At 70.8% G+C, this 12237-nt stretch carries 11 protein-coding genes, 1 tRNA gene and 1 pseudogene; 6 read left to right on the top strand and 7 right to left on the bottom strand.

The features are described 5' to 3' along the window. Nucleotides 1-210: helix-turn-helix domain-containing protein (locus AB0H81_RS25940; RefSeq protein ID WP_358379529.1), on the bottom strand; the 210-nt coding region annotated here is incomplete at its 3' end. 107 nt (nt 211-317) lie between these two features. Here AB0H81_RS25940 and AB0H81_RS25935 point away from each other — a divergent pair. Then, nucleotides 318-611: pseudogene (locus AB0H81_RS25935) on the top strand (phosphotransferase); the annotation flags it as partial. A gap of 78 nt (nt 612-689) precedes the next feature. On the opposite strand, the gene AB0H81_RS25930 reads toward AB0H81_RS25935, so the two are convergent. From AB0H81_RS25930 to AB0H81_RS25915, 4 genes are all read right to left on the bottom strand, one after another. Next, nucleotides 690-2198 carry a serine hydrolase domain-containing protein gene (locus AB0H81_RS25930; protein WP_358379526.1) on the bottom strand — a complete coding sequence of 503 codons (1509 nt, stop codon included), beginning with the start codon at nt 2196-2198 and terminating at the stop codon, nt 690-692. Nucleotides 2199-2603: 405 nt separating this feature from the next. Further along, a complete protein-coding gene (locus AB0H81_RS25925; protein WP_358379524.1) occupies nt 2604-3146 on the bottom strand; it encodes a hypothetical protein in 543 nt (180 codons plus the stop codon). A gap of 510 nt (nt 3147-3656) precedes the next feature. Then, nucleotides 3657-3733 (bottom strand) — tRNA-Thr (locus AB0H81_RS25920). A 74-nt stretch (nt 3734-3807) separates the two neighbouring features. Further along, nucleotides 3808-5274: an alpha/beta hydrolase gene (locus AB0H81_RS25915; protein WP_358379521.1), complete on the bottom strand. Its 1467-nt coding sequence runs from the start codon at nt 5272-5274 to the stop codon at nt 3808-3810. 370 nt (nt 5275-5644) lie between these two features. Here AB0H81_RS25915 and AB0H81_RS25910 point away from each other — a divergent pair, with 370 nt between their 5' ends. From AB0H81_RS25910 to AB0H81_RS25890, 5 genes are all read left to right on the top strand, one after another. Next, nucleotides 5645-6082, top strand: coding sequence for a hypothetical protein (locus AB0H81_RS25910; RefSeq protein ID WP_358379519.1), 438 nt, complete (start codon nt 5645-5647; stop codon nt 6080-6082). A gap of 164 nt (nt 6083-6246) precedes the next feature. Continuing rightward, nucleotides 6247-7212, top strand: coding sequence for a LysR family transcriptional regulator (locus AB0H81_RS25905; RefSeq protein WP_358379516.1), 966 nt, complete (start codon nt 6247-6249; stop codon nt 7210-7212). Between the two features lie 117 nt (nt 7213-7329). Beyond that, nucleotides 7330-7740 carry a hypothetical protein gene (locus AB0H81_RS25900; protein WP_358379514.1) on the top strand — a complete coding sequence of 137 codons (411 nt, stop codon included), beginning with the start codon at nt 7330-7332 and terminating at the stop codon, nt 7738-7740. Continuing rightward, nucleotides 7740-8924, top strand: coding sequence for a hypothetical protein (locus AB0H81_RS25895; protein WP_358379512.1), 1185 nt, complete (start codon nt 7740-7742; stop codon nt 8922-8924). The genes AB0H81_RS25900 and AB0H81_RS25895 overlap by 1 nt, the downstream gene beginning before the upstream one ends. An 86-nt stretch (nt 8925-9010) precedes the next feature. Further along, on the top strand, nt 9011-10186 hold the full coding sequence (locus AB0H81_RS25890; RefSeq protein WP_358379509.1) for a hypothetical protein: 1176 nt from the start codon (nt 9011-9013) through the stop codon (nt 10184-10186). Here the strand turns inward: AB0H81_RS25890 and ricT are convergent. Continuing rightward, nucleotides 10156-11010, bottom strand: coding sequence for a regulatory iron-sulfur-containing complex subunit RicT (gene ricT, locus AB0H81_RS25885; protein WP_358379535.1), 855 nt, complete (start codon nt 11008-11010; stop codon nt 10156-10158). The genes AB0H81_RS25890 and ricT overlap by 31 nt on opposite strands. Before the next feature lie 95 nt (nt 11011-11105). Further along, complete coding sequence (locus AB0H81_RS25880; protein WP_358379506.1) at nt 11106-12104, bottom strand: permease-like cell division protein FtsX; 999 nt, start codon at nt 12102-12104, stop codon at nt 11106-11108. Between the last annotated feature and the right edge of the window lie 133 nt (nt 12105-12237).

Raw genomic sequence — 12237 nt, 5'->3', positions numbered from 1 at the left:
GATGATCGACCCCGCCCGCAGCCACCCGGATTCCGCTCGCGCCTCGGTCAGCTGGCGGCACTGCTCGGCGAACCTGGGTGCGCTCTTGCGTCCCGGCCGCCAGTGCGCGTGCTGCTCACACGCCAGATTCCACACGTACCGGGCGTGCCCGCAATGCTCGGCCAGCGCCTGCTCCTGGGCAGGCGTCGGCGTCAGGCGGTAGCGGGACATGCCGATCAACCTACCGACCGTCACCGACAAAACCAGGAGATCAGAGTGTCCGACCGTTCCGGCTTTCCTGCCCGCCCTGAAGGACGGGGCCTCCAGCCTGTAGGCATTCGGTGACCTGGTCCCCCGACGGCCGCTTCTTCGTCACGGCCGGCGACCACACGAGGCTGTGGAACGGCACCACCGGCGGCATGACCGGCCAGCTTCCCAGGAGGGTACTGACCACAGCGGTGGCGTTCGCTCCTTCGGGCGTCCTGGTGACGGGGAATGACACCGGCGCGGTGCTCCTCTGGGACCCGGTGACGGGCAAGACTGTCGCCGAGAACTGGGCGGAACATGACGAGCCTGTCCTCACCGTCACGGTCGCGCCCGACAACCGCGCCCTGGTGACGGCGAGCACCTAAGACACCATCCATGTCCGGCGCCTGCTGACCGGCCGCTCGCCCTTCGGTGACCGCGTCCCGGCCCGGCCCCATGAGGCCTCACGCCTCGGACCGCACGGTCTCACCGACGCCGGCTTCCCCCCGGACCCGCGGGCGGCGGGCAAGGACGGTGTGGACGGTGCGGGCGACGATGACCGCGGTGGCGGCCAGCGCGGCGGTGGCGGCCCAGATGTAGAGCGCGAGCCAGACGTACGTGATCATGTCCAGCGTGCCGGCCCTGTTCATCAGCAGGGCGATCAGGTCGCCGAGGCCGGCGAAGAAGGCGATCGGCAGCACGTAGGGGATCATGCGTACGATCAGGCGCCACACAGGGCGGCCCGCGCGGCGGCCGGCCCAGCGGCGGGCGCGCCAGACCCCGAGGACCCCCAGTGCGAGGTTGAGCAGGGACAGGCCGGCGAGCCACGGATCCGCGGACATGGTGAAGGGCGCGGCTCCGGCGCCGGGACGGCCTTCCATGATGTCGATCAGGCCCTCGGTCATGATGAGCGCGTCGTCGCCGGAGATCATTCCGGTGTTGGCGACGACGGCGATGCCGTACCGGCTCTGCGGCAGCAGGGTCTGGGCGGAGTTGTGGGTGAGCAGCCAGCCGGTGTGCTGGAGCTCGGGCGCCCCGCCGGGGGTCTTCCCGGTCTGCCATCCCATGCCGTACGTGCTGCCGCCCACGCCGGACGGGGTCTGGGCGGCCTTCACGGTTCGCTCGGGAACGGCATGGCTGGAGCCGTTCTGCGCGATGAGCCATTTCGCCAGGTCACCGGCGGTGCTCACGACGCCGGCGCCGCCGTTGACGAACCACTTCGGCTGCGCGCGCTTCATGACCTGGCCGTAGGCGCGGATGTAGCCCGCGCCTCCGCCGGGGAGCTCTCGGGTGGTGTTCACGGTCCTGGTGGACGTCATGCCGAGCGGGCGGAACACGGAGGCGGCCATGTAGTCGCCGAACGGCACCCCGGCCACCACCTCGACCAGCCGGGCCGCGACGGCGTAGTTGGGGTTGTGGTAGGCCATCTTGGTGCCGGGATCGGTAGCCAGAGGAGCGGTCCGCAGCATCGCGACGGCGTCCTTGAGGGTGTCCGGCGCGGGGAGGGTCAGCTCGGGAAAGGTCCGGTCGCTCATGCCCGAGGTCTGCTGTAGCAGCTGCCGCACCGTGATCTTCCCCGCGCGGGGGTCGGCCATGGCGAACTCCGGCAGGTAGCCGCGAACGGGCGCGTCCAGGCTGATCCTGCGCTGGTCGGCGAGGCGCAGCACCCCCAAGGCCGTGAACGACTTGGAGAGCGAGGCGAGCGGCATCGGCGTGTCCTTGGTGACCGCCTCACCGGTGGCCGTGTGGCCATAACCCGCGACATGGACGACCTTGTCGCCTTCGGTGACCACGACCAGGGCACCGGGCAGGCCGGTCCGCGCGACGTAGTCACGCACGTAGGCGTCGACCGTGGCCGCGCTCAGCGCGCCGGTCCCCTGGGACGTCGCCGTGGCACTCGCGGCAGCCGTCCCCCCGGCCGCCAGCACCACACCGGTCAGAACGGCGGCCGCCACGCGCTTTCTCGTCTTCATCACTGTTTCCTCATGCTCTTCGTGCGTCGGGATACGAACGCTAGGAGCGAGCGAGGTGGCCGCACAGCGGACGATCGGCAGGGCGCCACCCCGACTTTCGTCAGGTAGCAGCGCTGTGGTGCCGGCCTGCACGGATACGGCGTGATCGAAGCAGTGCGAGAGCTGTCCGAGAACAGAGCCTTCAGTCTGGCATGGGAGCGTGATGGATCCCTACGAGCGTCGGTGCCGTCTCCTGGTGCGCGCCCGCCCTCCGCGCTTCCGCGACTCCCGCGGCCGAGAGTTCCTGTCCACCCTCCTCGACATGCAGGAGCCCGGACAGACTCCGAGCTGCGACCGCCACGCTCGGTGTCGGCGCGGGGGTGACGCCACACGCACCCGTGCCTGGCCTGCTCTGACATCGAGGCTCTAGGACTTGGCCTGGTCCACGCCGAGAGCAAGGTTCACGTTCTCGGTGACCCGCTGTAGCGCCCGGTGGACCTCGGGTAGGTGTCCCAGCGCTTCCAGCAGTGCCGCGCGGTCTGGTGCCAGCCGTCCGGCGGGAGCGGCGGCGGGATCGGCAGTGGGGTCGGTGGCCTCGGCCAAGGTGCGGGCCGCTCGCACCAGATCGACGATCATCTCCTGTAGCCCGACGGTGGGCGGGGTGATGGCGGGTGGCGTAGCAGCGGGCTGGCCGGGCATCGGCTGGTGCTTGATTTCCGAGATGTGACGGAATACGACTAGGAAGTCCGTCGCATCGTCATCTTCGCGATCTTGCCCCGTGGCCTGGGCGGTCCGGGGAACCGTAACCACGACTTGCCACTGATCTGGGCGGATTTGCGTCATGACCTCGCCCGGCACCCACGGCCAGTCGGTGCGGTCGGCGGTCCGATGCCCTGCCGTGAGCGGGTAACGCACCTCCACCCGGGTTCCCAAGGGGAATCTGCCGTCGTCGGGGTAGTAGTTCATCATCGATCCTGTCCGATTCAGCGGCCGTGAGACACAGCCGTTTCTCAAAGCGTCAAAAGGATCTCATCAGACTTGCCGGACGCCTTTCTTGTCGCGGAGATATCTCACGTGTGAGCCGCCCCTGACCGCGCCATTCACTACCGCCGGACGCCGGCCCTCCCGCAACGCTGCGTGGACGTGCTCCGAGAACATCGGGAGTGCCAAGCCCGGGAGTGCGGGGCGCCGGGAGACGCTGCCAGGACACGGTCTCGTGTTCACGTCGAGCGTCGGCACGTGCCTGGACGCGCACGACGTGCGGCGAGCCTTCCGGAAGATCCTCCAAGATACCGACCTGGACCTGAAGGACTGGACGCACCGGGAGCTACGGAACTGGTCTACCGGAAGCAGATCAGCCCGTCATCCGGAGCGGAGCGACGGTCATGGATCGCATCTTCGGCGCATGATCCGGGGGCCATGGTCACGCGGCCAGTCACGCAAAAAGCCCCCTGTAATCATCACAGGGGGCTTCTGAGCTGGAGCCGCCTTGGGGATTCGAACCCCAGACCCCTTCATTACGAGTGAAGTGCTCTGGCCGACTGAGCTAAGGCGGCGTGCCGTGCAGCGTGACAGAGTCTACAGGAGCCCAAGGGGTATTCGCTCCAGACCGCCCGCCGATCTCCGCCCGCTACGGGCATGTGGTGCCGTCTTCCGGAGGTTCGCCGGTGATGAGGTAGCGGTCCACGGCCGTGTCCACGCAGGTGTCGCCGCTGTTGTAGGCCGTGTGCCCGTCCCCCTCGTACGTGAGCAGCACTCCCGACTCCAGTTCGCCGGCGAGGGAGCGGGCCCAGGCGTAAGGGGTGGCCGGGTCGCGTCTCGTGCCGACGACCAGGATCGGCGGTGCGCCTTTCGCCGTGAGCGGGTGGTTCTGGAAGGTGGGGCGGGTCGGCCAGTAGGCGCAGGGCAGGGAGCTCCAGGCGATGTACGGGCCGAAGCGGGGCGCCGTGCGGGACAGGTCCGCGGCGGCCCGCTCGTACGAGCGCACGTCCTTCGGGTACGCGCCGTCGACGCAGTTGATGGCCATGTTGGCCTCGGTCTGGTTGGAGTAGCCGTCGGCTCCGCGGCCCATGAGCAGGTCGGCGTTCTGCAGCAGCATCGTCCCGTCGCCCCGCAACGCCTCCGTGAGGGTCTCGGTGAGCATGGGCCAGCTGCCGCGGTCGTAGAGCGGCGTCAGCGCGCCGAGCAGGGCCAGCGCCTCGGTGACCTCACGGTCCCCTCCGTCTCCTCCGGCTCCGGCTGGGAGCGGGTGACGGTCCGCGCGGCGGAGCAGCGCCGTGAGCTCGTCCATGGCGCCGCCGGCGTCGCGGCTGCGGAACGGGCAGTCGCCGCGGGCCAGGCAGTCGTCCACGTACGCCCGGAACGCCACCTCGAAGCCGTCCGCCTGCTCCGTGTTGAACCGGAACCTCGACAGGGCCGGGTCCACCGCCCCGTCGAGGACGAGTGCCCGCACACGCCCCGGGAACAGATCTGCGTACATCGCCCCCAGGAACGTGCCGTAGGACTTGCCGAGGTAGGTCAGCTTCCGGTCACCCAGCGCCTCGCGCAGCGCGTCCATGTCGCGGGCCGCGTCCACCGTGCCCACGTGCTGGAGCAGCTTGCCCGCGTGCGCCGCGCAGCCCTGCGCGAACTCCCGTGACCCGCGCTCCAGCGCCGCTCGCTCCGTCGCGTCGTCCGGGGTGGCGTCCAGCGCCAGGAACGCGTCGAGGCGATGGTCGTCCAGGCATTCGACCGGCGCGGACGCCCCCACGCCGCGCGGGTCGAACCCCACGATGTCGAACCGGGCCCGTACGCCCGGGCTCACCACCGACTGCGCCGCCCGCGCGTACTCCACGCCGGAGCCGCCCGGTCCGCCGGGGTTGAGGAGGAGTGACCCGATACGGTCACCGGTGGCGGGCAGCCGGATGACGCTGATCCGGATTCGCTCGCCGTCCGGAACGTCGTGGTCGAGCGGCACGGCGAGCTTCGCGCACTGGAACCCGTCCCCGCAGTCCGACCAGGCGAGACCTCCGGGCTCGGGGAGCGGGCGTTGGTCGCGAGCGCAGCCGGTGGCCAGGAGCGCGACCGCGACGAGGACGGCCAGGGCACGGGACCACATGGGTGGCGATCCTACGCCCCGCCGCCCCACATCCCACCGCTCCGCGTCCCACTGCCCAGGCCCCGGAGGCACCTGCGAGCGAGCGGCGGGCACCTTCGGTGGACACCCTGCGGGCCCCTTCATGCCGCAGGGCCCCATGTCCCGTCATGGGCTCACCGTCCGGACGGGCCGTACCAGGCGATCAGGGCGGCGATGACACCTGTGATTGCCGTGGCGATGGAGGGCGGTTCCCGGTTGTTCCCGATTTTTCGCGCGTTTCGGTCTCGTGCTCTCTGGTTTCCGGCTTCTGCGCATATGTGTCGCGCGTCCGAGCCTCCGCCGAGCAGACTGCTCCACGGACTCTGTGGCGGTGACTGACGGGGGTGGTGGCGTGGGTACGAGGCTGCGGACGTTGCGCACGGGCGGCGGTGAGTTCGTGTGGAAGGCGGAGATCCGCCATGTCGCCGGCTCCGGGGACTGCCACCGGTGCGTCCGGCTGCGGGTGTGGGGCGCCGGGAAGAACGGCCGTGCCCTGCAGGCCGACCTGCTGTCCAAGAGCTTCGGAACACCGTGGGGGGCGTGCGTGACGGACAACGCTCATCCGCTTCCGTCCGACGTGCTCGCGGTCATCGAACGGGGCCTGGCGGCCGGTCGGGAGCCGGACGCCCGGGGCGGGACGTTCCTGCTGACCGAGCGCGACCACGCCCCGGACTGGGAACTGCCCGACTTCCTGGTGACCGATCGCCTCCAGGACCCCGAAGCGCCGGACCCGACCGCGCGCGTGCTGCGGGTCTTCGAGCGTGAGAGGGGTGGCGGGCAGGAGGCGTGACGGAGGACTCACGCCAAAAGCCGTTCGGGGCCGCGGCTGCGGTCCGCGCGCCCGCGGGGATAGGCGATTCTGGCTTTCCGGTGACCCCGCTTCCGTTGTCTCGTCAGTGGACGGCCGGATCTGCTGACGCCGAGTGATCTACGCTTAACGTAGGGCTCATCCCTATGACTGCGAATTCTGACCTTTCTGGGGAAACCTTGGAATTGCGCCATTTTCGCTATTTCGTAGCGGTCGCTGAGTATGGCGGCTTCACCCGGGCAGCCGCTCGCCTGCACGTCTCCCAGCCGACACTCAGCCAGCAGGTACGAGAACTGGAGCGCCGGGTGGGCACGGCGCTGCTGATCCGCGACCCGGCGGGGTTGCGGCTCACGCCCGCCGGAGAGGTGTTCTACGAGCGGGTCCGTGAAGTGCTGCGCGCCGTGGACGAGGCCGCCCGGGCCGCCCGTGACGTGGCCGGCCTCGGCAACGGCGCCCTGCGCGTGGCGTTCTCGCTGCCGCTGCCCGAGGAGATCCACATCACGGTGTTGAGCGCGTTCACCGCCGCCTACCCCCAGGTGCGCGTCAGCTGGCGGCAGGTCGGACTGATCGACTTCGACGCCCCGTTGATCAACGGGGAGGTCGACGCGGCGGTGATGTTCATGCCGCTGGACCCCGAACGGCTGGTGTGGGAGCCGCTGATCACCGAGCTCCGCGGCATCGCCGTCCCGGCCGGTCACGCGCTGTGGGACGCACCCGCCGTCGGCTTCGCCGACGTGTTGGACGAGACCATGGCGCCGACCCACCCGGACGTCCCCGGCCGGGTGGTGCGCTGGTGGCACATGGACGAGCAGCGGAACGGCGAGCGGCCACGGCTCGCCGGCGAGCCCGGAGGCACGCCCGAGGAGCTGATGCTCACCATCCGCATGAGCCGGGTCGTCTGCCCCGGCCCCTACAACATCCGGCACATCCCGATGCCGGCCGGCCTGCGGATGATCGAGCTCACCGGCCTACCCCCCGCCCTCGTGGTCGCCGCGCGGCGGCGCGACGACGAGGACGGCCTGGCCGCGGCCTTCTGCCGCCTCGCCGCCCGCACCGTACGGCAGCTCGCGCCGCGGTCGTCCGCGCCGAAGGCTGTTGACCTGCCCGCATAGCCGTCACCAATGATCCGATAGGCGACACGACTTCGACAGTCCCGCCGCCCGCGCCGATGCTGGCGGTACGCGCCGGACGCGCTTCGCGACCGGGTGCGCCGACTCATCGGGAGCGTGATGGATCCGCTTGTGCTGGCCGCGGGCACCGCGGTGGTGACGGCCATGGCCACCGACGGGTGGCAGCGGGCGTGCGACGCCGTCGTCGCGTTGTGGCGACGCCGGCACCCCGAACGCGCGCCGGCGGTGGAGGCCGAGCTGCTGGAGACGCGGGCCGAGGTGCTGGCCGCCCGGGAGTCGGGCGACTCGCAGACCGAGGCCGAGCTGGCCGCCGAGTGGCAGAGCAGGCTGCGCAGGCTGACGGCCGACGATCCGCGGGTGGCCGAGGAGCTGCGGCACATGCTGGACGCGCTCGCTCCGCTGCTTCGCGAGGCGGGCCAGCCGTCCGTCCAGCACGTCATCATGAACGCCCGAGCCTCCGAGCACGGGCGGGTGTACCAGGCGGCGCACGACCAGCACATCACCGAGTGATGGCCGCCCGCCGCCGGACGTCACCCGACGGCGAGCCGGCCGTGGTGCGGCAGGAAGCGCACGCCACGGGGCACGGCCGGATCTACATGCCCGGCCGCGACCTCAACTTCCACCTGAAAGCGCCGCGGAGCCTCGTCGTCATCGTGGCCGTCGCCGCCGTGCTGGCCGGCGGCTACTGGGCGGGCGTGACGTGGGTGCTCCCGTGGCTGGCGCCGACGTACAAGACCCACTTCCTGATCGACGCGACCGCCGACACCGCCGCCGGAGGGCCGGGCGTCATCGCCGCCTCGCTCAAGCAGGTCCTGGCCAACTCGGGGGACGGCGACGCGCTCGCGCTGCGGAGCTTCGGCGGCGAGTGCGGCGCCGACGGCAACACGAAACAGCTCGTGGGCTTCGGCACCGGCAACCGCCAGGAGATCGCCGAGGCTGCCGCCGGGGTGCCCGGCGGCGGCCAGGCCACCCTGCTGAAAGGCCTGGTCCAGGCCGTGGAGGACTTCTCCGCGCCGCTGTCGCTGCGAGCCAAGCAGGTCAACCGGGTCATCGTGGTCACCAGGCACGGCACGGACGCGTGCGACACCGACACCGCCTTCGTCGAACGGGAGATCCGGCAGCGGATCGCCGGAGCGGGCCTGGCGGTCGAGTTCCGGCTGATCGGCTTCCAGGTGCCCGAGGGCGAGCGTGAAGGGCTCAGCCGTCTCGCGACGGCGTCCGGGGCTCCGGCTCCCCTGTTCGCCGACACGCCGGCGCGCCTGCGCGCCGGCCTCGACTGGTACGCCAACGTCGAGCCGGTCATCCGCGGCGCCGACCAGCTCATCCGCGTCCTGAACCGCCCGATCGACCAGGTCAACGCCGCGTACAGGGCGCTCGAGGCGGGCCGGATCGACGCCGCCGAACGAACCCTGGACCAGGCCGAGAAGCCCGGCCCCGGGGCGGAGCTGGAAGACCTCCGGGGCCGGGCGAAGACCCCGGCCGCGCAGGACATCTACCGCAGGGCGGCCGGCCTGCGGGTCCGGCAGGGGCACGTCATCGCCGCGGCGGAGAGACTGCTCGGCGCCGCCCGATCCGGGTCGCCGCCGGACTTCGCGGCCTACATCCAGGTCGCCGACACCTACAACGACGAGGTTGACGCCTTGGAGAGGGCACTGAAGGCGCTACGCGCCACGAGTCCGGCGGCTCCGCGATGACCACGCCGCCGCCCGGCCCACACCGGGACACGTCCGCGACGGCCGCGCCGCCGCCTCGTCCGCGCCGTCGCCGGCGTGTGGTGGCGGTGACGCTCGTCCTCGTGTTGATCGCCGCCGGTGCGCTCGGCTACCTCGGGTATCGGGCCATCCCCGACCACCGCACCGCGTTCCTGGTCGACGCCTCCATCACGGGCGGGCAGGACGGGTTCGGCGCGATCGCCGCCGCGGTCGGATCCGCGGCGGGGAACGCGGGCGACGGCGACGCGCTGTCACTGCGCCGGTTCGGCGGGGCCTGCGCCACGCCCGGCAACACCGCCGAGGTCGTGTCCAGCGGCGTCGGCCAGGGCGGACGGATCGCCGCCGCGGCCCGTGCCCTCACTCCGGGCGGCCGGCCGACGCTGGAGAGCGGCGTACTCGCCACCATCGACGACTTCTCCGGCTTCTACCCCTTCCGCGGCAGGCAGGCCAACCGGGTCATCGTCGTGACCCGGCACGGCCACGACGCGTGCACCGGCGACCAGGCCGAGGTGCTGAAGGCCATCCGCGACCGGATCGCCGCCGCCGGCCTGACGCTGGAGTTCAGGTTCGTCGGCTACCAGGTGCCGGCCGATCAGAAGGACGACCTGGCACGGCTGTCGTCGGCCGTCGAAGCGCCCGCGCCGCATTTCGCGAAATCCCCTGACGACCTCACCCTGACGTTGCGACGGCTGACGGTCCCGGAGCCCCCCGACGCTTCGCGCGTGCAGGTGCCCGACACTCCCACCCCCAAGCCCAAGAAGGTGAAGAAGTGGGATTTCGTGATAAGCCTGGCCACGGTATGGGGGGTGACGGTCACCGGCGCGCCGGTGGCGTGCAGCGTGAAGACGAACGCCTCGGGCGGGAGCGATGCTCGCATCTGCACGTTCAAGCTGGCCGAGGGAGAGCGGATCCGCCTCAAGGCCACGATCACCGGGCCTGATCCGCGGCCTGAACGCGCCCGCAACAACCCTTACTACCGTCCCTTCAAGACTCCTCTGTGGTACGGCTGCGACGAAGGGCCGGCATCGCGCTCCTGCACCGTGACCATGAGCAAGGAGCGGATCGCGAAACGGTACGTCAAGTCAGGGCCCACCGGCCTGCCGTGGACCTCGCTGACCGCCTGCGTGACCACACAGGACCCGGCGGGAGGGGGGCTGGCCTTCAGCTGTGCCGCCACGACCGGAGCCTCCCCCACCCCGATGCCGACCCTCACTTACGCCGACGGCTCCGTCGACCCCGGCTGAGCGGCGGCTTCGCCGTACACGGCGTCATGCTGCTTGCGTGGCGAGCACACCGACGCGGACGGACAGGCGCAGCGCCGGCCGCCGTCGTCCAGCCGGACGGTCACCGTGTCCGCCGGGACGTTGTGCCCCACCACGCTGCCCTCGCCCTGCGGCGTGCTCACCCGCGTGCCCGCGCGTGGCATCCGCTGGCGCGTCTCCATGTACAGCGGGTGCTCGTACTTCAGGCAGCACATCAACCGCCCGCACGCGCCCGCGATACGCAACGGGTTGACCGGCAGGTCCTGGTCCTTGGCCATGCGCACCGACACCGGCTCGAAGTCCTTCAGGAACGTGGCACAGCACAGGTCGCGGCCGCACGGACCGATGCCGCCCTGCAGCCGGGCCTCGTCGCGCGGACCGATCTGCCGCAGCTCCACCCTGGCCCGCAGGTTACGGGCCAGGTCACGGACCAGAGCGCGGAAGTCGACGCGATGCGGGGCCGAGAAGTAGACGGTGAAGACGTTGTCCGCGTCGAGGTAGTCGACGCCCACCACCTTCATCGGCAACGTGTGCCGCTTGATCAGCCGCTTGGCCACGCTGCGCGCCTCGGCTCGCCGGCGCTTGTTGGTCTCGTCGCGGGTGAGCTGCTCCTCCTCCGCGATGCCCGCGCACACCGGCAACCCGTCGATGTCCTCACTCACGTACTGCGGAGCCCACACGCACTCGGCCACCTCAGGACCGGCGTCGGTGGGCACCAGCACCTTGTCGCCCACCTTGGGGCTGTGCGGGCCAGGGTCGAGGTAGTAGAGCCTCCCGTAGCGTGTGAAGCTCACGGCCATCATCATGCCCATGGGCTGCGGCTCGCCTCCTGTCGGCCTCGGGGGTCTTGCGGCCTTCGGTTGCCACACTACGTGCGCGGGGGCTCTGATGGTGAGGGGTGTCATTCTCCATGGCTGCAGCTGTCCGCAAGGGTGATCCCATAGTCCCTCATGAGCGAGATGAGGAGGACGGAACACCTGCCGTCCCTCGTCTGGGCGACACCCGGCCGACGTGCCAGGGTGGCCGCCACCTTGTCGGAATCGGCGTCCGGCTTGAGGTGGACAAGGAACCACCGCGGCATGTCCTCCACCTCGGCGGCGTCGAGCAGGGTTTTGTTGCCGGCGTAGGTGCGCTTGAACTCCTCATAGGCCTCCGCCTGGTCCTCGAAACGCACCTCCCGCACCCCGGGCATCGCCGTGATCGCCCGGTTGAGCTTCGTGATGTCCTCGGGGCTGATTCCTGCGGTGTTGTTGCGTGCCTCGTAACGCTTGCACGCAGGCGTGTCGGAGAAGGTCTTGCAGAGGAACACCATGACGTCGGCCGTCTTCTTGAGGGAGTCCTCCGAAACGCCCGCGATCATAATCAGATCGGAGACCAGCGCCACGCCCGGCATGCCCTTCGCCGCCGCGTACACCGGCTGCGGCTGCGCCCCTGGGCGCAGCACGACGCGGTACAGCTCGGGCACCTGCTCCGCCTTCACCTGGCCCAGGATCTTCGGCTGACCTGCGTATGCCTTACGGAAGCGTTCGTATGCGCTCTTGCGGTCCTCGAACGAGACCCGAGCGACGCCGGGGAGCCGGCGCAACGATGTCGCCAGGTCGGCCTTCTCCTGCTCGGTGGCGGCGCGTCCTTGGCACAGGCCGTCGTCTGTCTTCGTCCCGCACAGGAACACCGACACGTCGGCGCGTACAGGACCCTGCGGCGCCGTCGCCACGGTCACCCGCTGCTTGGCGCCCGAGCCCGTGAAACTCAGGACGCTCACCGCCCCCGCGACCACGATCACCGCCGCGACGGCCGCCAGTCTCATGCCCACCCGGAACCGTCGTCGATCCGGCACCGTGGGCGGCCTCGGCGCGCCGACCTCTGCCTTGGCCCCAGCCGCGCCGAGCGCCTCCGGCAAAGGGTCTTCCACAGGCCCGTTCACCGTGCCTCCTCAAGAGGTCGGCGGCCCTCTTGCGATCATGGCCTCGCCGGGCCGCCGCTGATCATCGTGGCCTCGAGGATCTTACGGCATTCCGCTGCCTCACCACGTG

This window comes from Nonomuraea sp. NPDC050691 (assembly GCF_040654455.1).
Lineage (GTDB): Bacteria > Actinomycetota > Actinomycetes > Streptosporangiales > Streptosporangiaceae > Nonomuraea.
This window is presented reverse-complemented; position numbering and strand designations above follow the sequence as displayed.

What these genes read in the sequence shown, in the direction of transcription:
- AB0H81_RS25930 (WP_358379526.1), bottom strand. Translation starts at nt 2,198, where the DNA reads ATGAAGACGAGAAAGCGCGTGGCGGCCGCCGTTCTGACCGGTGTGGTG.
- AB0H81_RS25925 (WP_358379524.1), bottom strand. Translation starts at nt 3,146, where the DNA reads ATGATGAACTACTACCCCGACGACGGCAGATTCCCCTTGGGAACCCGG.
- AB0H81_RS25915 (WP_358379521.1), bottom strand. Translation starts at nt 5,274, where the DNA reads ATGTGGTCCCGTGCCCTGGCCGTCCTCGTCGCGGTCGCGCTCCTGGCC.
- AB0H81_RS25905 (WP_358379516.1), top strand. Translation starts at nt 6,247, where the DNA reads ATGACTGCGAATTCTGACCTTTCTGGGGAAACCTTGGAATTGCGCCAT.
- AB0H81_RS25900 (WP_358379514.1), top strand. Translation starts at nt 7,330, where the DNA reads ATGGATCCGCTTGTGCTGGCCGCGGGCACCGCGGTGGTGACGGCCATG.
- AB0H81_RS25895 (WP_358379512.1), top strand. Translation starts at nt 7,740, where the DNA reads ATGGCCGCCCGCCGCCGGACGTCACCCGACGGCGAGCCGGCCGTGGTG.
- ricT (WP_358379535.1), bottom strand. Translation starts at nt 11,010, where the DNA reads ATGATGATGGCCGTGAGCTTCACACGCTACGGGAGGCTCTACTACCTC.